This is a genomic window from Moraxella sp. Pampa, from assembly GCF_035181385.1.
GTDB lineage: Bacteria > Pseudomonadota > Gammaproteobacteria > Pseudomonadales > Moraxellaceae > Moraxella.
In genome coordinates this window covers 112,185-137,676 of record NZ_JAXCJK010000002.1, presented here as the reverse complement: position 1 = coordinate 137,676, position 25,492 = coordinate 112,185, and the positions used below count along the sequence as shown (strand labels likewise).

The window sequence follows — 25,492 nt, the reverse complement described above, 5'->3', positions numbered from 1 at the left end:
TTTTATAATATTGTCAGGTCACGCCGCATCTTGGCACAATACATTCTCATCAATGAACTTCATCGCCTGTTCGTAGCGTGCGTGATAATCGGCATCATCAATCACAAAAGGTGTGATGTCATGGCGAGCCAGCATTTCTAAGATTCTATTTGCAAAGCGTGTACGCTCAGCGGTGCCACCAAGCCGTCTGATGCCATCTGCCACCCATTCGACATTATTATCTAGGTAAATGGTAAAATCCATGCGTATGTCATTGCTAAGTGCGGCTACCACAGGATTGGGACGATTTTCATACTCTTCGCAAAATGCTTGTGTTGTGGCAAAGTCAGTATCAACCAGTACAATCGGTGCAGTGGCGTGTTTTTTTGCGTCAAAAATCGCTTGTGCATGGCTGATGGCAATTGGTGTATAATCACTGTATTGCAATCCAAGCTCTGTGCCACCTAAATTGCTGTATGTGTATATCCGACCCATTTCAAGGGCAATGCTTGCACCATAATGGTTTGCCAGTTTATGCACTAAAGTTGTTTTGCCAGAGCTTTCGCCACCCACGATACACACCGTCTGCACATAGTTGGGTCTGGCAGGTGCTGCAATGTCATAAAAATGTGCGATGGGGTTTTGATAAATCTTGTCATCATCATAAACCCAATTTGGCAAAATCACCTTTGAAAACTTTTCGTCTAAACTTACGCCATCTTTGATGAAAATTTTTAGGTGATTGTTGTTATCATCTATGCCCAATTTTTTAACAATCAGCTCATCAAGGTGGAGGGTTTTGCCATAATCGCCCAGTGCATTTATATGAAGGCCATCTGTTGTATGTACTTTGATGAAGTCAAAGTGCTGGCAAGCTACCTGTACCCAACGAGCCTTATCCTGCATGGTGGGGCGAAAGCGACTGTTGCCTAGCTTTGGCGTGATGATGATGTGTAGGGTGTCACATTGACCTGCGGCAGTATTGATGTCCCTTAAATGCCCTAAATGTAGTGGCTCAAAATGCCCAATGAGCAATCCTGTGCTTGTCTTCATGTTTTTATCCAGTTTGGTGGTTGGAGAAACAGTATTATAGCAAACTTATTGAACGGTTTTAGTACTTGCTTCTAATAATTACAATAGGCGTCATTACGAATATGAATAAGGCATGACAACCTTTGGGTGAAGTTACAAAATTTAACATCACATGCCTGACCTAAAAAAATTGTGTTACTTTGGTAAACTGGGCAGGCTTTTTTATTGAAATTTAGAAAACTTAGCCATAAATCATTACTCATCGGTCATTGTTTGTTGGGCTGACACACTAACTAAGGAAAATATCATGAAAAAAATGATGAAACTTCATCGCTCTGTTAAGTATCGTGTTTTTGCGGGTGTGCTGGGTGGTATTGCTGAATATTTGGGGTGGTCACCAAATATGGTTCGTATGCTGTTTTTTGCCGTCATTATTTTAAGTGCGGGCGTTACCTTGCCGATGGCTATGCTGGCTTATCTTATTTTGTGGTTTGTCATGCCAGAGGCGACGCCAGCATCTTATGCCTAGAGCATTAAAGCTTTGATAATGCTTTACATAAAAACACCCAATGAATGAACCGCACCCCAAAAGTTGATGTCTAACTTTTGGGGTGCGGTTCAAAATAGGCGTGTTTTTTATTATGAAATTGAGTGTTTAAGGGCAATATTAATATTTGACTGTAAGATGTAAAAACATGAATTTTTGCAATCAAATCTCATCAACAAAATGGGGCTGTGTTGCTAGATATGGTTAGAATCTATTCACTATTTATTATCAATATTTTTTAGTGCTAAGGTTTGATCGTGCAACTTGGCTGTCTTGTTTGCTTCATTAAAAACAAGTTGCCAAATCAACGGTTTTTGTGTACATTAATGAGTTTTTTAATAAATTATTTTTATTAGGTATTATTCATCATGACTTTTCAACAAATCATCTTAACATTACAAAACTACTGGGCAAATCAAGGCTGTGTCATCTTACAGCCTTATGATATGGAAATGGGGGCAGGGACTTTTCACACCGCCACTTTTTTAAGAGCCTTAACGCCCGAAAAATGGCACGCCGCCTATGTTCAGCCGTCTCGGCGACCCACCGATGGGCGTTATGGCGACAACCCCAACCGTTTACAACATTATTACCAATTTCAAGTGGTGCTAAAACCCAATCCTGACAATATCCAAGAGCTGTATTTGGGGTCATTGCAGGCACTTGGCATTGATACGCTGACCCACGATGTGCGTTTTGTGGAGGACAACTGGGAGAGTCCTACGCTTGGGGCGTGGGGGCTTGGCTGGGAGGTGTGGCTAAACGGTATGGAGGTTACCCAGTTTACCTACTTTCAGCAGGTGGGGGGCTTGGCGTGCTTTCCTGTAACAGGCGAGATTACTTATGGGCTTGAACGGCTGGCGATGTACATTCAAGGCGTGGACAGCGTCTATGATTTGGTGTGGGCGGACGGCGAGTTTGGGCGGGTGACTTATGGCGATGTGTTCCACCAAAATGAAGTGGAGCAGTCTACTTATAATTTTGAATATGCCGATGTGGATAAACTGTTTGAACTGTTTGATTTTTATGAACAAGAGGCGGACAGATTGGTTGCTGTGAATTTGCCTTTGCCTGCCTATGAAATGGTGCTAAAAGCGTCTCACAGCTTTAATTTGCTTGATGCTCGTGGGGCGATTAGCGTTACCGAACGCCAAAGATTTATCCTAAGAGTACGCACTTTGGCAAAAAAAGTCGCCGAAAGCTACACCGTGGCACGAGCCAAATTGGGCTTTCCATTGGCGGACGAAGCGCATAGACAAGAAGCGTTGGAGAAGTGGTTGCCAAAAGAGAGTGATGAGTGAACAAAACAATGCCAAAATAACCAAGCATTAATAAAATGTTAAAAATTAGATTTCCTGCGATACTAGGTTTTCCGTTCGCCCTGAGCTTGTCGAAGGGTGGCGGAAAACCGTTATGGTTTGACAAGTTCACCACGAACGGTTTTCCTTATTTCAAGGTTTCGCAGGAAGTCTATTCTAAAAAGTGTTTCGCTAATCAATAATACGGCTATCCAAAAATTGGAGTAAAAATGCAATTAACCATTACCATTCCCAAAAGCATTGAACCTGCTTTAAAAACAATGGCAATCCAAAATGGGAAATCCGAGCTTGATATTATCACATCGTTGCTTATCAATTATTTTGAAGATGATGACAATGATATTATTACACTTGCCAAAGAACGCCTAAGAAATCCTGCTCCACGCATAAGAGTTACGCTTGATGAGTTATAATCTTGACTTTGATGAGCGGGCTTTTAAAGAATGGAAAAAATTGGGGGAAACTATTCGCTTGCAGTTTAAGAAAAAACTAGAAAAAGTTTTGGAAAATCCGCATATTGAAAACAATCGTCTGCACGGTGAGTTAAATGGGTGTTATAAAATAAAACTGCGTTCATCAGGTTATCGTTTGGTTTATAAAGTGGAAGATGAAACGGTGGTGGTTTTTGTTTTGGCGGTAGGTAAACGAGAACGCAATCAGGCTTATGACAATGCCAGTGAGCGATTGACGAAATTGCAAATATCATCAGATGCGAACCAGTAATTTTTCCTACAACCAATTAAGTTAAAAATGCAAATTTCTTTTAAATAAGAGAGATTAAAAAATGCCAACTTCATCATTTTTTAAAAATTTTGTGGTAACAGATGAAAAAGCGATTGAAGCGTTTTTGTATGATTTAGAAAATGTTAAACCCGTACAAATCAAATCACCCAAAAAAGAACAGTCAAGTGTTGATGAGTTTTTGGAAATTCTACAAAAACGCTTAGCAAAAAAATCGTAAGAAACTTAATTTGTAAGCTATCATTAAAAAGGTCAAACAATGAACACTATTCTTTTTGAACTTGGCTGTGAAGAATTACCGCCAAAATCACTCAAAACCTTGCAAAATGCCTTGCAAGATAATCTTAGCCAATCTTTGGGCGAGCAAAACATCGCCTTTGATGAGATTAAAACATTTTCTGCCCCACGGCGTTTGGCGGTGCAAATTTTGAAAGTGGCGACCGCTACGCCTGATAAGATGGAAATCAAAAAAGGCCCCAATATTAAGGCAAGTTTTGATGAGGCAGGCGAGCTGACAAAAGCAGGGCAGGGCTTTTTGCAAGGGCTAAATGCAACGGGTCTTAACTTGACCAAAGACGATTTAATCACTGTGTCCGACAAAAAAGGCGAGTATATCGCTTATGAGATGAGTGTCAAAGGCGAAAAAGTGGATGATATTTTGCCAAAAATTATTCAAAAAGCCCTTGATGAGCTACCCATTGCCAAGCGTATGCGAAGTGGGGAGGACAAGCACGAGTTTGTGCGACCTGTCAAATGGGTGGTTTTGATGCGTGATGAAGTGGTAATTCCTGCGACAATTCAAGGGCTAAAAACGGACAACAAAACTTGTGGACACCGCTATCATTCGCCAGCATTTTTTGTGCTTGACAATGCTGATAATTATGAAAAATTGCTTGAAAATCATCAAGTGATTGCCGATTTTGCCAAACGCCAAGCGGTGATTACCGAACAGGTCAAAAAGCTTGCCGATGAAGTGGGGGCGACCGCCATCGTGCCAGAGGATTTATTGGACGAGGTTACCGCCCTTGTGGATTATCCTGTTGCCTTGCGAGCAAGCTTTGATGAGGGCTTTTTGCAAGTGCCACAAGAGGCATTGATTAGCACAATGCAAGCCGACCAAAAATATTTTTGTCTGACTGATAATGCAGGCAAACTGTTGCCTTATTTTGTGTTTGTGAGCAATATTGATAGTAAGGACAAAAGCCAAGTCATCAAAGGCAATGAAAAAGTGGTACGCCCACGCCTAGCGGACGCCCAGTTTTTCTTTTTGCAAGACCAAAAACGCCCGTTGTTTGCCTTATCCGAAAACCTAAAAACACGCATTTTTCAAGACAAACTAGGCACGATTTGGGAAAAGTGCGAACGCATTGCCAAATTATCCGCCTTTATCGCTACCCAAACCCACGCCAATGTGGACAACGCCACACGAGCAGGACTTTTGTCAAAATGCGATTTGGCAAGCACGCTTGTGGGCGAATTTCCAGAATTGCAAGGCATTGCAGGCACTTATTATGCACGGCTAAACAATGAGCCAAGTGAAGTGGCAGAAAGTATCGCCGAGCAGTATTTACCCCGCTTTGCAGGCGATGACTTACCCAAAACCGACATTGGCGTGTGTTTGGCACTCGCTGACCGCCTTGACACAATGGTTGGGATTTTTGGGATTGGGCAAGTGCCAACAGGTTCCAAAGACCCATTTAGCCTACGCCGAGCCAGCATTGGGATTTTGCGGATTTTGATTGAAAAGAAAATCGCCCTAAACCTTGTGGCACTCATTGAACAAGCCCTAAAAGGCTATGGCAACAAACTGCCCAATCTTGCCAAAACCTTTACCGATGTGATGGAATTTATCAATGCACGCTATCGGGCGATGTACGAAGAGCAGGGCGTGGCGGTGGATACGATTTTGGCGGTGCAAGCGGTCAATCCGCATATGCCCCTTGATTTTGATGACCGTATTTGGGCGGTACAAGGCTTTAAGAATGAACCGTCTGCCAAAACGCTGGCACAAAATAACAAACGCGTGGCGAACATTTTGGCAAAAGCCGATGAAGGCATTTTGGCGGACATTGACGAGCGTTTATTGACAGAGCCTGCCGAAAAAGCCTTGTTTACGGCTTTGGTCAATGCCAAAAATGCGACCAATCCACGCATTGCACAGGCGGATTATAAAGGTGCTTTAAATGAGCTGGCAAGCCTTGATACGCCATTGACGCAGTTTTTTGACAATGTGATGGTAAATGCCGATGATGTGAATTTAAAAGCCAACCGTTTGGCATTATTAAAGCAAGTGCGTCAGCTTTTTTTGAGTGTGGCAGATGTGGGCGAGCTTGTGCTTTAGCTGATTCTCAAAGTATCACCAACAACAAAAGCCCATCAACTTGGTGGGCTTTTGTTGTTGGTAACTGGCAGTAAGGCAAAGGATTGAGGGTTTTATCTAAGCCCAATGGTCTTAGTGCTCACGAGTTGCACGAAAATCTACCTCAGGATAGCGCTCTTGCATGAGTTGCAGATTGACACGACTTGGTGCCAGGTAAGTCAGATAGCCACCGCCATCTACAGACAATTGATCGTGAGCTTTTTTCTTAAATTTTTCAAAGGCCACTTTATCATCGCAGTGCACCCAACGCACGGTAGCGATGGAAATTGGTTCAAAACTGCATTGTACTTTGTATTCTTCTAGCAAACGATGTGCTACCACTTCAAATTGCAATACGCCTACCGCACCTAAGATGAGATCATTATTGATTTGAGGCATGAATACCTGAGTTGCACCTTCTTCAGATAACTGCTGCAACCCTTTTTGTAATTGTTTGGATTTCATCGGGTCTTTTAGTACGACACGGCGAAACAGCTCTGGGGCAAAGTGTGGAATGCCTGTAAAATTCAAGGTTTCGCCAGCGGTAAAACTATCACCAATTTGAATTGTACCATGATTGTGCAGGCCGATAATATCGCCTGCATAGGCCTCCAAAAGGCTTTCACGATCGCCTGCTAGGAACATAAGAGCGTCCGATACTCGCACCTCTTTATTAAGTCGCACATGGTTCATTTTCATGCCTTTTTCATATTTGCCAGAGCATATACGCATGAAAGCAACCCGATCTCGGTGTTTTGGATCCATATTGGCTTGGATTTTAAAAACAAACCCTGTGAAATTGGGCTCATCTGCCTTGACGATGCGTTCAACAGCGGTGTGGTCTTTTGGTGCAGGGGCGTATTGTGTTAATACATCTAGCACCATATTAACACCAAAGTTGCCCAAGGCTGTACCAAACAGTACAGGTGTGATTTTACCATTTAAGAAATCTTCTTCATTCCAGTCGCTGGCAGACAGTTGGGCAAGCTCTAATGTTTCTTTAAATTCATTAAAAACCAAATCCCCAAGTCTTTCTTTGATGTCAGCATGGTCGTAGCCATCTCGTATCTCTATGTCGGTGATTTCGCCACCATGTCCTTTTTTATACATGTATAATTTGTCTTCGGCGATGTGATACGCCCCCACAAAATCCTGTCCCATGCCAAGCGGCCATGTGATGGGCACGCAGCGGATTTTTAGTACATTTTCAATTTCATCCAGTAAAGCGAGTGGATTTTGGATTTCACGGTCAAGTTTGTTCACAAATGAAATGATGGGCGTATCACGCATACGACAAACTTCCATGAGTTTAATGGTGCGTTCTTCTACACCTTTTGCACCATCAATCACCATCAAGGCAGAATCCACAGCGGTCAGCGTGCGATAAGTATCTTCTGAAAAGTCAGCATGACCAGGGGTGTCTAGCAGGTTCACCATGTGGTCTTTATAAGGAAACTGCATGACTGAGGTTGTGATAGAAATCCCACGCTCTTGTTCCATGCTCATCCAGTCGGAGGTGGCGTGTTTATCAGTTTTGCGAGATTTTACCTCGCCTGCTTTTTGGATAACCTGCCCCCAAAGTAGCAGTTTTTCGGTCATGGTGGTTTTACCTGCATCGGGGTGCGAGATGATGGCGAATGTTCTGCGTTTGGCGATTTCTTGATTGAGGTTGGTCATGATACTAATTAATATGAATAAAAGTGGATAAAGTCTATGATTATATCATGTTTTGATGGGATAATTAACCAACAGATGTGCTTGCGGATTGGTTTTTTGTAATGACTTTCCCAAAGTATTGGATTTTTGGTTATAATAGATTCAATTTAAAAAAACCAATGCAGATATCATGACCAACCTAACCGATTACACCACCATTCCCAATCTTGCCACCTTTGATACAACTTTAATTGATAAAGATAAACCGCCAGTCATACTTGTGGATGGCTCGTATTATTTGTTTCGTTGTTTTCATGGGTTGCCACCACTCGCCAACAAAGACGGATTGCCCACCAATGCCATTCGTGGTGTACTAAATGCGTTAAATAAGCTGATTAAGAAGTATGAACCTACGCACATGGCGGTTGCTTTTGATACCAAAGCTCCTACTTTTCGCCATGTGCTGTCAGATGCTTATAAGGCTCATCGTCCGCCAATGGATGAAGATTTACGAGTACAAATTCCTTATATTCATCAGATGATTGAAAGCTTGGGCATACCACTGATCAAAATTGATGGCTACGAAGCCGATGACATCATCGGTACACTTGCCCATACCGCTTGTGTTCATGGCTATCCTGTGGTCATATCCACAGGCGATAAGGACATGGCACAGCTTGTCAATGAGTGTGTCATTTTGGAAGACAGCTTTAAAGATAAAGTAACTGACATGGCGGGCGTGATAGAAAAATTTGGTGTGGCAAATACTCAAATCGCTGATTATCTTACACTCATGGGTGATGCGTCTGATGGCATCGCAGGCATTCCTAAGGTTGGGCAAAAAACAGCCAGCAAATTGTTAAATGAATACGGCGATATTGAGGGCATTTTGGCCAATTTATCACAAATCAAAGGCATGGTAGGTAAAAATTTGTCTGAATATGCCAACACCATTCCTTTAAATCGTACGCTGGCAACTATTGTCACCAATCTTGATTTATCTGTGTCGTTTAATGACATCAGATTAAATAACAGCAAACAAATCCAGACCCAACGAGCTCAAAAGCTCTATCCTTTATTTGAGCAATTAGAATTTAAAAAAGAAATGGCAGAACAAAAAGCTTTGCTGAGCGTTGCTGATTCGCCCACGACGAGTGGTTTGTTTGAAGATGACAATACAAACCCATCAGATCCTATAAATGATGATGTCAATCATGAGCTGACTGTCAAAACCTTGCCGCTTAAACAAGCCACTTATCAGATGATTGATAATAAGGCTGATTTTTTGGCGCTCATTCACCAATTAAAAGCCGTTTCTTATTTTGCCATTGATACTGAAACCACTGATATCAATTGGCAAAAAGCAGAGCTGGTTGGTATAAGTGTTGCCACTGCCAATTACGAAGCTTATTATATTCCTGTGGGACATACGGGCGATTTTGATATTTTATTAGAAAATCAGCTTGATAGGGATTTTGTTCTAAATGAGTTCAAACCCATTTTAGAAGATGTGAGCATTGGCAAAATTGGTCAGCACATTAAATACGATGCACATATTTTTAAAAATTATGGCATTAATTTGGTCAATTGGCACATGGATACGATGTTGGCCAGCTATGTCATCAATTCAGTCGCCACTCGGCACAATATGGACAGTTTGGCAGAGCACTATTTGGGTGTTAAAACCACCACTTTTGAAGAGGTGGCAGGCAAAGGTGCCAAACAAATTACCTTTGATAAAGTGGATATAAAAACGGCAGGCCATTATGCTTGTGAAGATGCAGACATTACTTATCGCCTATTTAGCGTATTTGATGAGTATTTAAAAAATGATCATAACGCCAAGCATTTATTGGATAAATTAGAGCTACCAACTGCTCAAATACTCACACAAATGGAGCATGATGGTATTTTAATTAAGACCGAATTTTTGAGCCAATTATCACTTGCTTTTGACAATCAAATCAGCCTGCTTGAAAATCAAGCATTCACCCTAGCAGGAGAGTCATTTAATGTCGCCAGCCCCAAACAGTTGGGCGAGATTTTATTTGAAAAACTTGGCGTTAAAGGTGGAAAAAAGACCAAAACAGGGCAGTACTCCACTTCAGAAGCCGTGCTTGCCAAGATTGAGCATCCACTTGTAGAGGTTGTGCTAGAACATCGTAGCTTATCTAAGCTTAAAAGCACCTACACAGACGCATTGGCAAAGGCAGCGGACAAAGATGGGCGGGTGCACACAAGCTATCATCAGGCATTAACAAGTACAGGGCGATTGTCATCGAGCGATCCGAACTTGCAAAATATCCCCATTCGTACCGACACAGGTAGGCTCATTCGTGAGGCTTTTATTGCTCCAAAGGGGCGTGTGATATTGGCAGCGGACTATTCGCAGATTGAGCTACGACTTATGGCTCATTTTAGCGGTGATGAAGGCCTAATCAGTGCTTTTAAGCAAAATCTAGACATTCATACTGCTACTGCTGCCGAGATTATGGGCAAAGACTTATCAGAAGTAACGCCCAGCGAGAGACGCTCAGCTAAGGCGGTAAACTTTGGATTGTTATACGGTATGGGCGTGTTTGGACTTGCCAAACAGTTGGGCGTGAGTAATGATGTTGCCAAAGATTATATCAAACGGTATTTTGCTCGCTACCCTGCGATTAATGATTATATGGAAGATACCAAAAATCAAGCAAAAACAGCAGGTTGTGTTACTACCATATTGGGTCGTAAGCTTTATACTCCTGATATTAATGCCAGCAATGCCATGATAAGGCAGGGGGCTCAAAGAGCAAGCATTAACGCACCTTTACAAGGTTCGGCGGCTGAGATCATTAAACTTGCGATGATGGCAGTGGACAAAGTTTTGCCAAAAGACCATGCCAAATTATTATTGCAAGTGCATGATGAACTTGTTTTTGAAGTAGATGATGATAAAGCAGAAGAAATTGGCAAGATGATCAAAACGGCAATGCAAAATGTTCTTACTCATACTGCCAAAGAGTTGGGCTGGAATGTTGATTTTGCTGTACCACTTTTGGTGGAGATCGGCATAGGAGACAGCTGGGATAAGGCTCATTGATGATGCGGTAAGGCTTAGTGCTTGAGTAAAGTTGGCCGGCTACATAGTCATGATTTTAATTTAAGTTGTTTATGTCTTATCGTATTATCATGTGAAAGCAGTTGTGATAAAATACGATGATCGGCCAATTAATGCCACTTGGTCGGTTTTATGACAAATTAGGAAGAACCATGATAACCTTAAAAGAGTTTAATGTCCTTGCTGAACAAGGGTATACGCATATCCCGCTCATCAAAAAACGCCTAATGGACGACGCCACCCCTGTCTCGGTATTTGCTAATTTGCGTAAATTTTTTTCGTCTGCTTATTTGTTTGAATCAGTGGTGGGGGGTGAGCGTTGGGCAAGATATTCGATGATTGGGCTAGGTTCGGACATCAGCATCAGCTATCACGATGGCAAAGTTTTGTTAAAAGATAAGCGTAGCGACACCATGACACAAAGCGAACAAAATCCTTTTGATTTTATTCGGCAATTTATGGCAAATTATAAAACGCCAACAAATAAAGAATTGCCCGATTTGCCTGCATTTAGTGGTGGTCTGGTGGGTTATTTTGGCTATGACATGATAAGAGTTATTGAGCCAAGTGTGGGCGATTCTAATTCTCCCAACCCTTTGGCATTGCCTGATATGTGGCTCACCTTATCTGATCAAGTGGTGGTTTTTGATAATTTACAAAATACTTTATCCATTGTGGTTTATGCCAACACAAATGTAAAAGATGGCTTTAAAAAAGCATTGAAAAACTTAGAAATCATTGAAAGCCTGCTCAATCATAAGCCTGATTTGATTGTAAAAAAACAGGCTCTGCCTCATTTTGTTTCACAAACAGGGCAAAATAAATTTTGCAACGATGTTAATCGCATCAAAGAATACATCAGGGCGGGCGATGTCATGCAAGTCGTCCCTGCTCAGCGTTTGAGTGGGGAGTTTGAGGGTGATTCATTGGCGGTATATCGTGCATTGCGATATTTAAACCCATCTCCATATCTTTTTCTCATTCAAGGCGAGCTTTTAGATGATGAGCCATTTCACATCGTTGGTGCATCTCCTGAAATTCTCTCACGCATTGAGACGGTGGGCGATGAACGCAAAGTAACGGTACGACCGCTTGCAGGTACAAGACGGCGTGGCGTAGATTCGGCCGAGGATTTGGCATTGGAAACAGAGCTGCTTGCTGACACCAAAGAAATCGCCGAGCATTTGATGCTGATTGACTTGGGGCGTAATGACATCGGCAAGGTATGTGACATTGGCACGGTGCGAGTTACCGACAAAATGTTTATTGAACGCTATTCTCAGGTGATGCACATTGCCAGCAATGTTGAGGGTGTGGTATCGGCGGATAAAGATGCACTTGATGTTTTTTGTGCGACTTTCCCAGCAGGGACATTGTCGGGTGCTCCTAAAATTCGAGCCATGCAGATTATTGATGAGGTTGAGCCTGTCCGTCGCAGCGTGTTTGGTGGGGCGGTTGGTTATCTGGGTTGGGCTGGTAATATGGATACGGCAATTGCCATTCGCACAGCGGTCCTTAAAGATGGGCAGGTACACATTCAAGCGGGGGCAGGTGTGGTGGCAGACTCCGATCCTGTGGCAGAGTGGGACGAGACCAACAAAAAAGCCCTTGCTATTGTTAAGGCGGTGGAGATGGCGTGCGAGGGGCTGGAAGTTTAACTTGATATGACAAACTCTTGGCTTTGAATTTGACGGTGGGCATCGATTGATAAAAGACTTCTATTTGGTCAGGCTAAATTAAGTCAATCAAATTGGGTTGGCTGAGGCTAAGAAGGTTTTTTTTATCAATGATATTGGCCATAAATTTTTGCCAGCGGCTAAAAAAACACTTGTATTGCTATCAGAATGCCTATAGAATTATAAGTCTAATTTTAAAAGGATTTGCACATGAAACAATCGTTATTGACCAAATACTCTCCGCTTGCTTTGACCTTGTCATTGGCTTTGTACGCTTCTTTTACACACGCTGCAACTTATAGCCAATTGATAACATTTGGTGATAGCTTGTCAGATACAGGAGCATTTGCTAAGACGATAGCTGATAAAGCCCCTATACTTGGCGAGGCTCAGCCATCTTTTATCACCAATCCAGATACGACCTGGGCGGGCGTGTTGGCATCATCTTATGGGCATACCGCAGACCCCAATGACAATGAGACCTTAAAAGGTACCAATTATGCCTTTGGTGGTGCCAAGGCTAAGAAAGATGCGGATTTTGTGTTGTTTACTGTTCCATCGGTTGAAAAGCAAATAAATAACCATCTGCAAGCTAATAATAAGGCCGACCCTAAGGCTTTATACACAGTATGGATTGGTGCAAATGATTTGATAGAGGCCGGTAATCAAAGGGATATAAAACAGGCTGTTGCCATTTTAACAGAGGCGGCAACATCTGAAATTTCATCTATCAATCGCTTACATGATGCAGGTGCGAGCACCATTTTGGTACCAAACTTGCCTGATGTGGGCCTAACGCCAAGAATGCTCAAAGACTCAGAGAGCTCGATGAAGTCGACCAGGGCTGCCACATTGTACAACAATATGCTATTTACAGGCTTAAATAAAAGCCAAGCGAATGTCGTCCCTGCTAATACATTTGCCTTATTACAAGAAACCGTTGCACATAAAGAAGCCTTTGGTTTTCAAAATGCCAATGATTATGCTTGTAAAGATGTATCATCTCTTTTGCCACTATCAACACAATGCAAAAAAGAATTTTGGAAAACGCCAACTGCAAACGAAACTTATGTTTTTGCTGATGATATTCACCCAGCAGGGCGTACGCATCGAATCTTAGCTCAATATTACCGCTCTATTATTGATACGCCTGCCACAGTAGGTCAATTGCCTCAAAAAATCCTAAGCTCAGCTGGTGTCAATGACCGTCATCTAAATCGTCAAATTGACCAATTCAGCAAAAAGACAAGCGGTATTTGGGCAGATGTTTCTACCAGTTCTAATAACAAACATTCGGTAAATGTTGGTCTTGATTTTGCTGGCGAAAATAGTCATACAGGTACTTATCTGAATCGTCAAAAATATGCTTATAAACTAAGCAATAATATGGATTCAGATGTTGGTATTACTGGCATTGCGTTGTATCATCGCCACAATTTTGGCAATTTGTCTTTAAACGCCAATGTTGGCGTTGACAAACTGTCCATCAGCACAAATCGCCGCATTGATTGGGAAGGTGAATTTCGTGCTCATACAGCTGATACATCTGGCAGACGCCTTCATGGTGGCGTAAAAATTGGTTATGGTGTTGATGTTGGTCAGGCCACAATTCGTCCACATATTGGTGCCAACGCTCAAAAATTAAAAATTCACACATTAACCGAAAGTAAGCCTAATTTGTCTACTGCCATGAGGTTTGGCGAGCAAGAACGCAAATCGCTACAAGGTGAGGTGGGTGTTGATGTTGGTTATGCCATTAGCCCAGCTGTCTCTATGGTGGGTGGGGTTAGCTATGGGCATGAATTCATCAATGATAAACAAGCCATCAATGCGTCATTGACATCGATTCAGCAGTACAGCAAGGGCTTTAATACTGTTGTTGATGCCAATAAAGAGCATGCTGTTAATTATCATTTAGCCATTAACGGTCAATTTGAACACACAGCACTGCAAGTGGGTGCCCATGCGACCAAGCAATTGGGTAAAAACAAACCAGATGTTATGGGATTTGCTAGCATCGTACAGAATTTTTAATGCTAAATATACGATATTAGCCACAACAAAAAAGCGACAATGTCGCTTTTTTGTTTATTATATCAAGAGGGTATTTAGATTTTATCGCTTTACGATCACTTTAAATCATACTCTTTTAAATTCGCCAGCCAGTAATCTTTGAAACTGTTTTGGATAAGATATTAAAATTACTATCTTATTTTGATTGAAATTGAGCCCGCCACTATATTTGATTGATTTAATGCTGTGAATTATTGATGTTGATTTTGCAGTAGAATTTAAGCTAATGCTAATCGCAATGAATAAAAACCACGATTAAGGTAAAATGCAGGTGGTCTGAGTGTGGAATGCCGATGAGTGGACCATGCCTGCTGGTTATTTTTAAATCAAAATATTATTATTTTAAAATAATAATAAAAACAATAGCTTAAAAAAATTATTTTAAAAAAATAAAAAAAAATCTTGCATAATATCAAAAATATGTTATTATACGCACCACTTAGGAAGTACCGCCGGCTTAGCTCAGTTGGTAGAGCAACTGACTTGTAATCAGTAGGTCGCCAGTTCGATTCCGGCAGCCGGCACCAATCCTAAAAAAAACTTATTCAGATATCTTTATAATAAAATTATCTGTACCATCTTGGTGGGGTTGGGGAGCGGTCAAACCCAACAGACTGTAACTCTGTCGCGAAAGCTTCGAAGGTTCGAATCCTTCCCCCACCACCATTATTCCTGCCTTATATTTACTACCCTGCGGGTGTAGTTTAGTGGTAGAACCTCAGCCTTCCAAGCTGATGGTGCGGGTTCGATTCCCGCCACCCGCTCCATTATTAAAATTTTGCTCTTATAGCTCAGCGGTAGAGCACTCCCTTGGTAAGGGAGAGGTCTCGAGTTCAATTCTCGATAAGAGCTCCATATAAAAAACCCTTGAAATGAGTATTTCAAGGGTTTTTGACCAATACCGTGTATGTCATTCATATTTATGCTATATTCACGAGTCTGACATTGTTAATAATTTGTGAGTTTTTTGAAAAACTTAGTAAAATGTTAAGAAAAACACATAAATAGGGTTGTATCAAAACCAGATTTTTGTGGTATAATTGGCAATATATGAAAAATTTTATCATTTTTCATGAGTTATTTTGACAACAACTAGCCTACCCATTAGGGTCTGGGCTTCACAACAAGAGGACATACCCATGGCCAAAGCCAAGTTCGAACGCAACAAACCCCATGTCAACGTTGGTACCATCGGTCACGTTGACCACGGTAAAACTACTCTAACAGCTGCTATCGCTACTGTTGCTGCTAAGCATCACGGTGGTGAAGCAAAAGACTATGCTGCTATTGACTCAGCACCTGAAGAAAAAGCGCGTGGTATTACCATTAACACTTCTCACATTGAGTATGACACACAAGCTCGTCACTACGCACACGTAGACTGCCCAGGCCATGCTGACTATGTTAAAAACATGATCACTGGTGCAGCACAGATGGACGGTGCCATTTTGGTTGTTGCAGCAACTGATGGTCCAATGCCACAAACTCGTGAGCACATCCTACTGTCTCGTCAGGTTGGTGTACCATACATCATGGTATTTATGAACAAGTGTGACCTAGTAGATGACGAAGAACTTCTTGAACTTGTTGAAATGGAAGTGCGTGAGCTTCTATCTGACTATGACTTCCCAGGTGACGATACACCAATCATCAAAGGTTCTGCACTTTTGGGTCTAAACGGTGATGCAGGTCAATATGGTGAGCAAGCCATTCTTGAACTACTAGACACTCTAGACAGCTACATTCCAGAGCCAGAGCGTGACATTGACCGTCCATTCCTAATGCCAATTGAAGATGTATTCTCAATCTCAGGTCGTGGTACTGTAGTAACTGGTCGTGTTGAGTCTGGTATCATCAAAGTTGGTGATGAAGTTGAAATCGTTGGTATCAAAGACACTGCCAAAACCACCTGTACTGGTGTTGAGATGTTCCGTAAGCTACTAGACGAAGGTCGTGCAGGTGAGAACTGTGGTGTTCTTCTTCGTGGTACTAAGCGTGAAGAGGTTCAGCGTGGTCAAGTACTTGCTAAGCCAGGTTCAATCACCCCGCACACCAAGTTTGATGCAGAAGTATATGTACTATCAAAAGAAGAAGGTGGTCGTCATACGCCATTCCTAAATGGCTATCGCCCACAGTTCTACTTCCGTACTACCGACGTAACTGGTGCCATCACTCTACAAGAAGGTACTGAAATGGTTATGCCTGGTGACAATGTTGAGATGAGCGTTGAGCTTATCCACCCAATCGCCATGGACAAAGGTCTACGCTTCGCTATCCGTGAAGGCGGCCGTACCGTAGGTGCTGGTGTTGTTGCCAATGTTAAAGGCTAATCTTTAACAATAGTGCCAAAGCACGAATCTAAAACCAAAAACCCCTGCCTTGATGGTAGGGGTTTTTGGTTGGTGGATTTTATAGATTGAAGATGAAAAATTTTTTGTAAACTTTTCATAAGAAAATCTTGACTTATTGATGGGTTTTGCATAGGCTAATCACTGCTTTGAGCGGATTTAAATATTATCAAAGTTATTAGATGAAATATAAACAAATAAGGAGATTTTATGAAGCGTCGAGGTTTTTTGCAATATGGGCTTGGTGGTGTGCTTGCCATCAGTTTGCCAAAATTTGGCATGGCCAGCTCTTTACCATTGACACTAAGTGAGGAATTGCAAAAGAATCCTTTGCTGGATTTTGCAAGCTTGCCTAACTTTTTTGTCATCAAGCCTGAGCATATCAAACCTGCCATAACTCATGTCATCAAATACAATACCGATGTTGTCAAAGCAATAACTGCACAAGAAGACATCACTTGGCAGAATTTTTATGCACCCTTAGAAGACGCTCAAAATAAGATTGAGCGTGTGTGGTCGGTGGTCAATCAGCTTCACTCTTTGAAAAATTCTGATGAGCTAAGAGCGGTCTATGACGATGCACAAAAATCTTTAATAGAATTTGATACATGGTTTGGTATGTATCGACCGCTTTATGATGCTTTTAATAAGCTTAAACAGAGCGGGGAGTATGCTCGGTTTTCGCAAGCCCAAAAAAAAGCGATTGATAACGCCTTGCTTGATTTTAGATTGTCAGGCGTAACCTTAGAGGGGGCTAAAGCCAAGCGTTATGCTGAGGTGTCTGCGAGGCTGTCTGAGCTGTCTACTCAATTTAGCAACAATGTGCTTGACTCAGAGATGGGTTTTGAAATGCTCATTGATGACAAAGAAAAGCTGGCAGGGCTGGGTGAAACGGCGTTGGCGAATGCTAAAAAGTCAGCAGAATCACAAGGTAAGCTAGGCTACCGTTTTGGTTTGGATTATCCAAGTTATGCCGCCATCGTAACTTATGCCGATGACCGTCAATTGCGACATCAAATGTTTGAAGCATTTCGTACTCGTGCCTCGGATCAAGGACCTAATGCTGGAAAATGGGATAATACACCCATCATGAACGAGCTGGTGGAGCTCCGATTGGAGCGTGCAAAATTACTTGGTTTTGCATCGCATGCTGAGTATTCACTTGCCACAAAGATGGCACAAAGCCCAGCACAGGTGCTTGATTTTTTAAATGATTTGCTGACAAAAACCCATAAAAAATCTCAAATAGAAATTCAAGAGCTTAAAACTTATGGTAAGCAAAAAGGAATTTTGGCAGAATCTGATGAACTCATGCCTTGGGATTTTGCTTATGTGTCCGAAAAGTTGAAACAAGAGCGTTACAGCATTGACAAAGAAGCACTAAGAGCTTATTTTCCTGTCAATCATGTATTGTCTGGAATGTTTGAGATTGTTAAGCGTTTGTTTGGTGTGTCGGTGCGTGAAAAGATGGGCGTGCCTATACTCCATTCAGATGTGCGATTTTTTGAGATGTTTAAAGATGATAAGCACATTGCGTCTTTTTACTTGGATTTGTTTGCCAGAGAAAATAAACGAAGTGGTGCATGGCATAGTGGTGTTATGGGGCGTTACAAAACTGCGGAAGGAAAAATTCAACTGCCTGTGTCCATGATTGTTTGTAATTTTGCGGGTACTGGCGATTCCGCTTTATTATTACATGGCGATGTAGAAACACTGTTTCATGAATTTGGGCATGGCCTGCATCATATGCTGACCCAAGTTGATGTACAAGCAGTATCAGGCATCAGCGGTGTCGCTTGGGACGCTGTGGAGTTTCCAAGCCAGCTGCTTGAAAACTGGACATGGAATGCAGACACGCTTAGGATCATTTCCAAGCATCACCAGACAGGAAAGCCTTTGCCAAAAGACATCATTGATAAAATGCTTGAAGCGAAAAATTATCAGTCAGCAACCAGCATCGTCCGTCAGCTTGAGTATGGGTTGTTTGACTTTAGGTTGCATTTTGAATATCAATCAGGCGATGACAATGCGATTGCAAGAATTCGTGAGAATATTCGCCAAAATATCTCTTTGCTTAATGAACCTGATTGGGTACGCATGGCACACAGTTTTAGTCATATATTTTCTGGTGGCTATTCAGCTGGTTACTATGGTTATTTGTGGTCGGAAGTTCTGGCAAGCGATGGTTTCACCCGCTTTGAAAATGAAGGATTGCTCAATCGTAAGACTGGGCAGGATTTTGTTGATGCGATTTTGTCACAAGGTGGTTCAAATGAGCCAATGGTGCTATTTGAGCAATTTATGGGTAGAAAGCCGACTGTGACAGCGTTCTTAAAGGCAAGAGGTATTATTTGATAATAAACATAAACCATAAAAACCACAAAATATTTGTGGTTTTTTGTTATTTGGTGAATTAACGACAAATACATATTTCGTGTAATGGATAGTGATTGAAATTACCGCTGTCCTTGCCGAGCTTTTCTAATGCTGCTTTGTCTGCTAAATATTTCTCAATGGTTTGGCGGACAGTCTCAAAAGCAAGGTTTTTCATGTCTATTTCATGTGTAAAAAATAGCTTGCATTCTAGGCTTTCTGCCCCCACACCAAATGCTCCGTCTTGTAAATTTGCCAAATACATGGCATGAATCTGCCCTAGATTTGGCAGGTCAAACAGGGCGTATAATTTTAAGTTTACTGCCAAACCTTCTGCCTCTTCTGCTGTTTCACGAACAGCCCCTTGTGCCATTGTTTCGCCCAGCTCCATGAATCCTGCTGGTAAGGTCCAATGACCATAGCGTGGCTCAATGGCACGCCGACATAGTAGAATGCGGTCTTTGTGTACAGCAAGCACCCCGCAAATCACTTTGGGGTTTTCATAGTGGATATGACCACAGTCAGGGCAAACAAGGCGTTTTTTGGTGTCGCCATCAGGAATGATGTGTGTGGCCTGATGACCACATTCTAAGCAGTAGGGCATGGCTGGGTGTTGTTTTGGTGTTATAATAAAAGTAATGTCAATGCCGACTGGGTAAGTTTAAATGAAAATGCTTAAAATAACAAACGATTTTATAGATAAAGCCCCTGTTTGCCTGCCAACTGACCACCGCTTTTATGATTTATCTGTCAAGATAAATGCTTATCAGGGATTAGATATTTGCTTGTATGCTAACAATAATGAACTACCGACAGGATTGACTGGTAAACAGGCGGCGGAGCATGATGAGGATTTGTTAGAGAAAAATCCTTTGCCGCAGGCTTGCGTGCTGGTTGCCATCACAGACGAGCCAAACCCTAGGCTGCTGCTGACACGGCGATCAAATAGGTTGAGCAGTCACGCTGGAGAGGTATCCTTTGTGGGTGGTAAGCGTGATGAGGTAGACAAAAGTTCTGTTGATGTTGCTTTGCGTGAAGCGTATGAGGAGGTGGGGCTTGATGGGTTGGGGGTGGATATCATCGGCTATCTGCCGATGCAAATTTCTAAAAAAGGTCTGCTTGTACGACCTGTGGTGGTATCAATCCCCACTGATGTCGTGGATAAGATTATGCCAAATGATGATGAGATAGCACGAGTATTTTGGTTGCCCTTTGAGTTGCTAAAAACTGCCCCCACTAACTACGTCTTTGATGGGCAATTGACTGACCAAACAGCCAAGCTACACACCCTTGCATGGGTCTATGATGTAAACAATGATGGTATGACAGAGATTATCTGGGGTTTGACTGGGCGAATTTTGGCAAATTTGATGAAAATTGGCTTTGGCTTACAGTATGAATGGTATTACCGAATTGTTAAACAAGATGGATTTGGTATTTAATTGATGTGCTGTTTGTGATGAATAAAAATCTATTTGATTCACCTTATTGAGAGTGTTTTTTATACATTTAAATCTAAAATTTATTCATAAAATCCGCCATCTTTTCATGAGCGCTAATAATCTTTCCATTGACCAATCGTAAAAATAGCGTGCCTGAATGATTTTTTGCCACATATTTTTGCAAAAATAGCTGTGTATCACTACTGATGTCGGTATCGGTATCAAAATGATGGTTAAATATTACGCTAAATAAGTTAAGTCCACGAGCCTTGATTGCTTCTAGTGTCAGCAAAGTATGATTGATGCTACCTAGCTTTGCTGATGTTACCACGATGATAGGATAGTGCTTCTTGGCAACATAATCTAGCGTCAGTAGCTTGTCAGTCAATGGCACCAGAACACCACCCGCCCCTTCTAATAAAACGATGTCAAAGTGCTCATGTAGCCGTGCGGTGGCATCTGTGATGGCGTCTGTGTCTAGCGTGCGGTTTTCTAAGCGTGCTGATAGATGAGGGCTGGCAGGCTTAGCAAGGACAATGGGGCAACTTGTACCATTGATATCAAGCGTGTGTAGTGTCATGCCCATGAGCTGTCGGTGCGTGATGATATCATCAGCGATGTCGCCTGTTACCCCTGTTTGTATCAGTTTTTGGGTGATGACCGATTTGCCATACGCCATCAGCTGACGAGCCAAAATACCTGTGGCATAAGTCTTGCCAATGTCGGTGTCTATGCCTGTGATGAAATAAGTAGTCATTTGAATGATTTTTCTGTGATGTAAAAATACTCTTCTAAAAGTTTAATCAGCTGTTCGCACAATTTCTTCAAATCTTCATCACTCATCACATAAGCAGGCATGAGATAAACCAGCTTGCCAAAAGGCCGTACCCAAATGCCATATTTGGGTAGAAGCTGTTGAAAAATTGGCATATTAATCGGCTTGGTCATTTCAATGACTGCGATTGCCCCAAGCGTGCGAATATCGGCAATCATACTCCATGATTGAATGACTTGCAGATGATCATTCAACTTAATTTGCATATTCTTGGCGATATTGGGCGCGTCATTTTGGCAAATTAACTCAATGCTTGCCGTGGCTGTGGCACAGGCAAGTGGGTTGCCCATGAAAGTTGGGCCGTGCATAAGATAGGCGTGGTCGCTGTCATGAATGGTATCAGCTACTTTGTCGGTGCTCATGGTTGCCCCAAAGCTCATATATCCACCTGTCAAAGCTTTGCCTAATGTCATGATATCAGGGCAGATATTGGCATGATTTACCGCAAACATTTCACCGCTTCGGCCAAAACCTGTGGCAATCTCATCACAGATAAGTAGCACATCATAATACTGACAAAGTGCGTGCAAATGGGACAAATATGCAGGCGAGTAGAATCTCATGCCACCTGCTCCTTGTACAATCGGCTCAATGATAAACCCTGCTAATTTGTCATGGTATCGCCCAAAAAACCTATCCATGCTCAGGCGAGTAGCGTCATCTAGTGGTGTATCAAAACCCATCGGCGGCGATGGTAAAAAGTGCTGTACTGGAAGTTGTTTGCCGTAGATGGCGTGCATACTGTTGATGGGGTCGCAGACACTCATGGCGTGCCAAGTGTCTCCGTGATAACCAGAATGTGTACTACCAAAGGTGTTTTTGTGTGGCAGACCTTGAGCCAATTGGTATTGTAGTGCGATTTTTAAAGCGACCTCCACAGCCACACTACCACTGTCGGCGTAGAATATTTTGGTTAGGCTTTTTGGGGTAATGCCAAGCAATTTCTCGCCAAGCTTGATGGCAGGTTCGTGTGTTAGCCCGCCAAACATGACATGGCTCATTTTGCCAAGTTGCTCTATGATGGCCTGATTTAAAGTAGGGTGATTATAGCCGTGAACACTTGCCCACCAAGACGACATACCATCAATGAGTGCCGTACCATCTGCCATATGCAGGTGTACACCATGAGCATGGCCAATCAAATGATTGTCATAAGCTGGGGGCAGGCTGGCGTACGGATGCCAAAGATGGGTGCGGTCAAAGATTTGTGCTTTTTGTGAGTGGTTCAAATCCATGTGGCCTTCTGATGTTAAAAGCACTATTATAATTTAATTTTACGCATTTGGCTAAAACTGCCAAAATTTAGACTAGAATAGTTACAAAAAGCCACCTGATATTAATGATATTAATATCAAGCGACTTTTTTAAGCCAGTAGATTACTCTTTTTGTACAGCCAATGCTCGTAAAGACTCTGGCGATGACCACAAGCCTTCTAAATCATAAAACTCTCGAGCTTGTGGTGTCATGATATGCACTACTACCGCACCCAAATCCACCAGTGTCCAGTCGCTGTCTTTGTCGCCTTCACGACCTAATGGCATGAGTCCTGCTTCTTTGGCTTTGGCACCCAATTTATCTGCCAATGCCTTGACATGGCGTTTAGAGGTTGCGTTAGCGATGATGATGCGTTCAGCGACTTCGGTCAAATGCTCAACAGTCATGACGGTGATGTTGCTTGCTTTTAGGTCGTCTAGGGCATTTGTGGCAAGCTGTATTTGCTCATCCAGGCTTAGGTTTTTGGTGTTGTGTTGATTGTTCATATTTTTTGTCAAATTTGAATGAGATAAACTCAAGATTATAGCACAGTTGTGTCATAAAGTGTGTTTTTGTGAATGTAGCCCAATACTTCTGGTGGTAAAAATTTTGCAGATTCGGGATCTTTGTTGGCGATTAAGTGACGAATGTGGCTTGATGACATGGGTGGAATGGGCGTATTGTCTTGGTAAATTTTGCCGTCATGAGTTAAAAACTCACTCAAATCATCGGTCAAATTTGTTAAGATTGATGACGAAAATTCACCATTTTGTTGAAACTCACCACGCCAAAAGGCCCAGATATTGATGTGATTTAAGATTTCATTGCCATTTTTCCAACTTGGCAGAGTGTATAGACTGTCTTGTCCTAGAATAAAAATCAGCCTATCGGTGGGGTAAAGCTGTTTTAGTAGTTGTACGGTTTGTATTGTATAAATGGGCGGTGTGCGATTAAGTTCGCATGGTTCAATATTAATCGGTGTGTTTTTTGTGGCAAGATGTAGCATGGCAAGGCGATGTTCATCAGTAGTGGGCTTATCCTTAAAAGGATTGCCTTTGGTGGGCATTAGGCTTACGGTGATGTTTTTGGCATTCGCAAAGCTCATCAGTGAGGTGTGTACACTCAGTGCCATTGATAAGTGCGATGAATGAACAGGGTCAAAAGAGCCACCAAGAAAAGCACGAATATTCATGGTTTGATGGGTAAAAGAATTTGGTATTGAGTGTAGCAGAATTTTGACCGATTGACAAATTTATTATGATTTGGCGGGTTTTGAATTGTCAAAACACGCCAAAATCACCCCCACTTTATCTATACATTCTTGATATTCTTCATCTGATTTAGATTGGATAGTGATGCCACCACCTGCCCAAATTTCAGCTTGATCTGATTTTTGTACAGTGCGAATCAGCACATTCCAAATGCCAGTACCATCAAAATTCATATAGCCCATGGTCCCACAATATGCCCCACGAGGTGCGACTTCTAGCTCATGAATGATCTCGCAGGCACGCTTTTTTGGTGCACCTGTGATTGATCCTGCTGGTAATGAACCAAAAAGCACGGCAAGGGCGTGTGTATTGTCCAGCTCTGCCCAAATGGTGCTGACCATGTGATGTACATTTTTAAAGCTTTCAATCGCAAAGCGTTTGGGTGTTTTGACTGCACCAATTTTGGCATATTTTCCCAAGTCATTTCTGAGCAAATCTACTATCATTAAGTTTTCGCTGATGTCTTTTTCGCTGTTTGCCAGCTCGTTTTTTAGTTGCTCGTCAATCTGACCATCATTGTGGCGTGGGCGTGTGCCTTTGATGGGTTTGGTGATTAAATGAATACTGCCATTTTCTTGATAAAACTCAAAAAATAGCTCTGGCGATACTGATAAAATTTCAAAATCATTTATTTTTAAAAACCCAGCAAATGGAGCATTCATGGTGCCTTGTAAATGAGGCAGATGAACTGCCAAATTGTCCAAATTTGCCTGCCATTTTTGTGTCAAATTGATTTGATAAGTATCGCCTGCTTCGATGTATTCTTGGGTTTGGTCAAAAGCGATTTGATAATCTGCTTGTGTCCAAGTTGGGGTAAAGCGGGCTGGTTTAGGCGTTGGTAGGTGCTTGGTTAACAAACCTTCAAGGTTGTTTTTGATGTGTGTCAGCAAAATAGCAAAAGCGTCATCGTCATCATCATTTACCCCAACCAAGTCAAAACCATTTTTATTAAATTTTAAATAAATATCATAATGTCCTAAATAGGCACAAGGTTGGTTGGGCTTGATGGAGATGGTGGGATTTAGATGATGGGCGGATAAATCATAGCCAATAAAACCCATCAAGCCATTTGTATAATCGCCATGACCAGAATGTGTGCTAAAATTCTTGCTGTAGGCAATCAGCTCATTTTGCCAATCGGTGTAGGTTGATGGGTAGGTTTGACTTTGGTTTTGGCGATTGTTTTTGTGAATGTTTAGATTGCCTGAAAAAGTCGCTGTCCATGACACCGCAGGGCAAATGCCAATGATGGGGTGGCAAGTGTTGTTTAAAAAACACACCTGCCAATGGGGGCGGTGTATAGCGATGAGCGAGGTCATCTGGCTTGGTGTGCGTGGCGTAATAAAGCGATGTGTAAGCATTTTTAAAATAACGATAAAAAAGCAAATTGTAAAGCAAAATGTAGAAGGTGAAAAGAGAAAAGTGAGCTTGTACTGTTCAATCTTCTATGACAGATTCACCGATGTGATTAAATTTGTGGTTGTGT

20 protein-coding genes and 4 tRNA genes are annotated in these 25,492 nt (G+C 42.0%); 16 read left to right on the top strand and 8 right to left on the bottom strand.

Annotated features, from left to right (window positions below; translation table 11 throughout):
* Positions 1-18: 18 nt before the first annotated feature.
* Positions 19-1,032, bottom strand: coding sequence for a multifunctional transcriptional regulator/nicotinamide-nucleotide adenylyltransferase/ribosylnicotinamide kinase NadR (gene nadR / locus R0123_RS05030; RefSeq protein WP_323843313.1), 1,014 nt, complete (start codon positions 1,030-1,032; stop codon positions 19-21).
* 286 nt (positions 1,033-1,318) lie between these two features.
* Between nadR and R0123_RS05025 the strand changes: the two genes are divergently transcribed.
* The 6 genes from R0123_RS05025 to glyS all read left to right on the top strand — a co-directional run bounded on the left by R0123_RS05025 (position 1,319) and on the right by glyS (position 5,959).
* Complete coding sequence (locus R0123_RS05025) at positions 1,319-1,540, top strand: PspC domain-containing protein (protein WP_323843312.1); 222 nt, start codon at positions 1,319-1,321, stop codon at positions 1,538-1,540.
* 386 nt (positions 1,541-1,926) lie between these two features.
* On the top strand, positions 1,927-2,859 hold the full coding sequence (glyQ, locus tag R0123_RS05020; protein ID WP_323843311.1) for a glycine--tRNA ligase subunit alpha: 933 nt from the start codon (positions 1,927-1,929) through the stop codon (positions 2,857-2,859).
* Between the two features lie 227 nt (positions 2,860-3,086).
* Positions 3,087-3,290, top strand: a complete 204-nt coding sequence (locus tag R0123_RS05015) for a hypothetical protein (protein ID WP_323843310.1) — start codon at positions 3,087-3,089, stop codon at positions 3,288-3,290.
* Positions 3,280-3,600 carry a type II toxin-antitoxin system RelE/ParE family toxin gene (locus R0123_RS05010; RefSeq protein WP_323843309.1) on the top strand — a complete coding sequence of 107 codons (321 nt, stop codon included), beginning with the start codon at positions 3,280-3,282 and terminating at the stop codon, positions 3,598-3,600. The genes R0123_RS05015 and R0123_RS05010 overlap by 11 nt, the downstream gene beginning before the upstream one ends.
* 61 nt (positions 3,601-3,661) lie before the next feature.
* Complete coding sequence (locus tag R0123_RS05005) at positions 3,662-3,838, top strand: hypothetical protein (RefSeq protein ID WP_323843308.1); 177 nt, start codon at positions 3,662-3,664, stop codon at positions 3,836-3,838.
* A 39-nt stretch (positions 3,839-3,877) separates the two neighbouring features.
* Positions 3,878-5,959: a glycine--tRNA ligase subunit beta gene (gene glyS / locus R0123_RS05000; RefSeq protein ID WP_323843307.1), complete on the top strand. Its 2,082-nt coding sequence runs from the start codon at positions 3,878-3,880 to the stop codon at positions 5,957-5,959.
* 111 nt (positions 5,960-6,070) lie between these two features.
* On the opposite strand, the gene R0123_RS04995 is transcribed toward glyS, so the two are convergent.
* Positions 6,071-7,654 carry a peptide chain release factor 3 gene (locus tag R0123_RS04995; protein WP_323841169.1) on the bottom strand — a complete coding sequence of 528 codons (1,584 nt, stop codon included), beginning with the start codon at positions 7,652-7,654 and terminating at the stop codon, positions 6,071-6,073.
* A gap of 169 nt (positions 7,655-7,823) precedes the next feature.
* Here R0123_RS04995 and polA point away from each other — a divergent pair, with 169 nt between their 5' ends.
* The 9 genes from polA (at position 7,824) to R0123_RS04950 (ending at position 19,185) form a co-directional block, all read left to right on the top strand.
* Positions 7,824-10,715, top strand: a complete 2,892-nt coding sequence (gene polA, locus R0123_RS04990; protein ID WP_323843306.1) for a DNA polymerase I — start codon at positions 7,824-7,826, stop codon at positions 10,713-10,715.
* 170 nt (positions 10,716-10,885) lie between these two features.
* Complete coding sequence (locus tag R0123_RS04985) at positions 10,886-12,391, top strand: anthranilate synthase component I family protein (protein WP_323843305.1); 1,506 nt, start codon at positions 10,886-10,888, stop codon at positions 12,389-12,391.
* A gap of 228 nt (positions 12,392-12,619) precedes the next feature.
* Complete coding sequence (locus R0123_RS04980) at positions 12,620-14,443, top strand: autotransporter domain-containing protein (RefSeq protein ID WP_323843304.1); 1,824 nt, start codon at positions 12,620-12,622, stop codon at positions 14,441-14,443.
* Positions 14,444-14,933: 490 nt separating this feature from the next.
* A tRNA-Thr gene (locus tag R0123_RS04975) sits at positions 14,934-15,009 on the top strand.
* Between the two features lie 55 nt (positions 15,010-15,064).
* Positions 15,065-15,148: transfer RNA gene (locus R0123_RS04970), tRNA-Tyr, on the top strand.
* 27 nt (positions 15,149-15,175) lie between these two features.
* Positions 15,176-15,249 (top strand) — tRNA-Gly (locus tag R0123_RS04965).
* A gap of 13 nt (positions 15,250-15,262) precedes the next feature.
* Positions 15,263-15,337 (top strand) — tRNA-Thr (locus R0123_RS04960).
* Between the two features lie 284 nt (positions 15,338-15,621).
* On the top strand, positions 15,622-16,812 hold the full coding sequence (gene tuf, locus R0123_RS04955) for an elongation factor Tu (protein WP_323841173.1): 1,191 nt from the start codon (positions 15,622-15,624) through the stop codon (positions 16,810-16,812).
* A gap of 228 nt (positions 16,813-17,040) precedes the next feature.
* Entirely contained in the window at positions 17,041-19,185 is a 2,145-nt protein-coding gene (locus tag R0123_RS04950) for a M3 family metallopeptidase (RefSeq protein WP_323843303.1), read from the top strand.
* 58 nt (positions 19,186-19,243) lie between these two features.
* Here the strand turns inward: R0123_RS04950 and R0123_RS04945 are convergent, their stop codons facing one another.
* Complete coding sequence (locus R0123_RS04945; protein WP_323841175.1) at positions 19,244-19,807, bottom strand: NUDIX hydrolase; 564 nt, start codon at positions 19,805-19,807, stop codon at positions 19,244-19,246.
* 61 nt (positions 19,808-19,868) lie between these two features.
* Here R0123_RS04945 and R0123_RS04940 point away from each other — a divergent pair, with 61 nt between their 5' ends.
* A complete protein-coding gene (locus tag R0123_RS04940; RefSeq protein WP_323843302.1) occupies positions 19,869-20,645 on the top strand; it encodes a CoA pyrophosphatase in 777 nt (258 codons plus the stop codon).
* 73 nt (positions 20,646-20,718) lie between these two features.
* On the opposite strand, the gene bioD is transcribed toward R0123_RS04940, so the two are convergent.
* From bioD to R0123_RS04915, 5 genes are all read right to left on the bottom strand, one after another.
* A complete protein-coding gene (bioD, locus tag R0123_RS04935; protein WP_323841177.1) occupies positions 20,719-21,402 on the bottom strand; it encodes a dethiobiotin synthase in 684 nt (227 codons plus the stop codon).
* Positions 21,399-22,715, bottom strand: a complete 1,317-nt coding sequence (bioA, locus tag R0123_RS04930) for an adenosylmethionine--8-amino-7-oxononanoate transaminase (RefSeq protein ID WP_323841178.1) — start codon at positions 22,713-22,715, stop codon at positions 21,399-21,401. The genes bioD and bioA overlap by 4 nt, the downstream gene beginning before the upstream one ends.
* A gap of 142 nt (positions 22,716-22,857) precedes the next feature.
* Complete coding sequence (gene rsfS, locus R0123_RS04925; protein WP_323843301.1) at positions 22,858-23,241, bottom strand: ribosome silencing factor; 384 nt, start codon at positions 23,239-23,241, stop codon at positions 22,858-22,860.
* Between the two features lie 35 nt (positions 23,242-23,276).
* On the bottom strand, positions 23,277-23,927 hold the full coding sequence (gene nadD, locus R0123_RS04920; RefSeq protein ID WP_323841180.1) for a nicotinate (nicotinamide) nucleotide adenylyltransferase: 651 nt from the start codon (positions 23,925-23,927) through the stop codon (positions 23,277-23,279).
* A gap of 63 nt (positions 23,928-23,990) precedes the next feature.
* Positions 23,991-25,367: an anthranilate synthase component I family protein gene (locus tag R0123_RS04915; RefSeq protein WP_323843300.1), complete on the bottom strand. Its 1,377-nt coding sequence runs from the start codon at positions 25,365-25,367 to the stop codon at positions 23,991-23,993.
* Positions 25,368-25,492 lie beyond the last annotated feature (125 nt).

Bases quoted from the DNA above. Each gene is read 5' to 3' on its own strand.
- R0123_RS04950 (WP_323843303.1), top strand. From the start codon at position 17,041: ATGAAGCGTCGAGGTTTTTTGCAATATGGGCTTGGTGGTGTGCTTGCC.
- R0123_RS05015 (WP_323843310.1), top strand. From the start codon at position 3,087: ATGCAATTAACCATTACCATTCCCAAAAGCATTGAACCTGCTTTAAAA.
- R0123_RS04985 (WP_323843305.1), top strand. From the start codon at position 10,886: ATGATAACCTTAAAAGAGTTTAATGTCCTTGCTGAACAAGGGTATACG.
- nadD (WP_323841180.1), bottom strand. From the start codon at position 23,927: ATGAATATTCGTGCTTTTCTTGGTGGCTCTTTTGACCCTGTTCATTCA.
- rsfS (WP_323843301.1), bottom strand. From the start codon at position 23,241: ATGAACAATCAACACAACACCAAAAACCTAAGCCTGGATGAGCAAATA.
- R0123_RS04995 (WP_323841169.1), bottom strand. From the start codon at position 7,654: ATGACCAACCTCAATCAAGAAATCGCCAAACGCAGAACATTCGCCATC.
- glyQ (WP_323843311.1), top strand. From the start codon at position 1,927: ATGACTTTTCAACAAATCATCTTAACATTACAAAACTACTGGGCAAAT.
- R0123_RS04915 (WP_323843300.1), bottom strand. From the start codon at position 25,367: ATGCTTACACATCGCTTTATTACGCCACGCACACCAAGCCAGATGACC.
- R0123_RS05025 (WP_323843312.1), top strand. From the start codon at position 1,319: ATGAAAAAAATGATGAAACTTCATCGCTCTGTTAAGTATCGTGTTTTT.
- bioD (WP_323841177.1), bottom strand. From the start codon at position 21,402: ATGACTACTTATTTCATCACAGGCATAGACACCGACATTGGCAAGACT.
- R0123_RS04980 (WP_323843304.1), top strand. From the start codon at position 12,620: ATGAAACAATCGTTATTGACCAAATACTCTCCGCTTGCTTTGACCTTG.
- R0123_RS04940 (WP_323843302.1), top strand. From the start codon at position 19,869: ATGAAAATGCTTAAAATAACAAACGATTTTATAGATAAAGCCCCTGTT.
- R0123_RS05005 (WP_323843308.1), top strand. From the start codon at position 3,662: ATGCCAACTTCATCATTTTTTAAAAATTTTGTGGTAACAGATGAAAAA.
- bioA (WP_323841178.1), bottom strand. From the start codon at position 22,715: ATGGATTTGAACCACTCACAAAAAGCACAAATCTTTGACCGCACCCAT.
- polA (WP_323843306.1), top strand. From the start codon at position 7,824: ATGACCAACCTAACCGATTACACCACCATTCCCAATCTTGCCACCTTT.
- R0123_RS04945 (WP_323841175.1), bottom strand. From the start codon at position 19,807: ATGCCCTACTGCTTAGAATGTGGTCATCAGGCCACACACATCATTCCT.
- nadR (WP_323843313.1), bottom strand. From the start codon at position 1,032: ATGAAGACAAGCACAGGATTGCTCATTGGGCATTTTGAGCCACTACAT.
- glyS (WP_323843307.1), top strand. From the start codon at position 3,878: ATGAACACTATTCTTTTTGAACTTGGCTGTGAAGAATTACCGCCAAAA.
- tuf (WP_323841173.1), top strand. From the start codon at position 15,622: ATGGCCAAAGCCAAGTTCGAACGCAACAAACCCCATGTCAACGTTGGT.
- R0123_RS05010 (WP_323843309.1), top strand. From the start codon at position 3,280: ATGAGTTATAATCTTGACTTTGATGAGCGGGCTTTTAAAGAATGGAAA.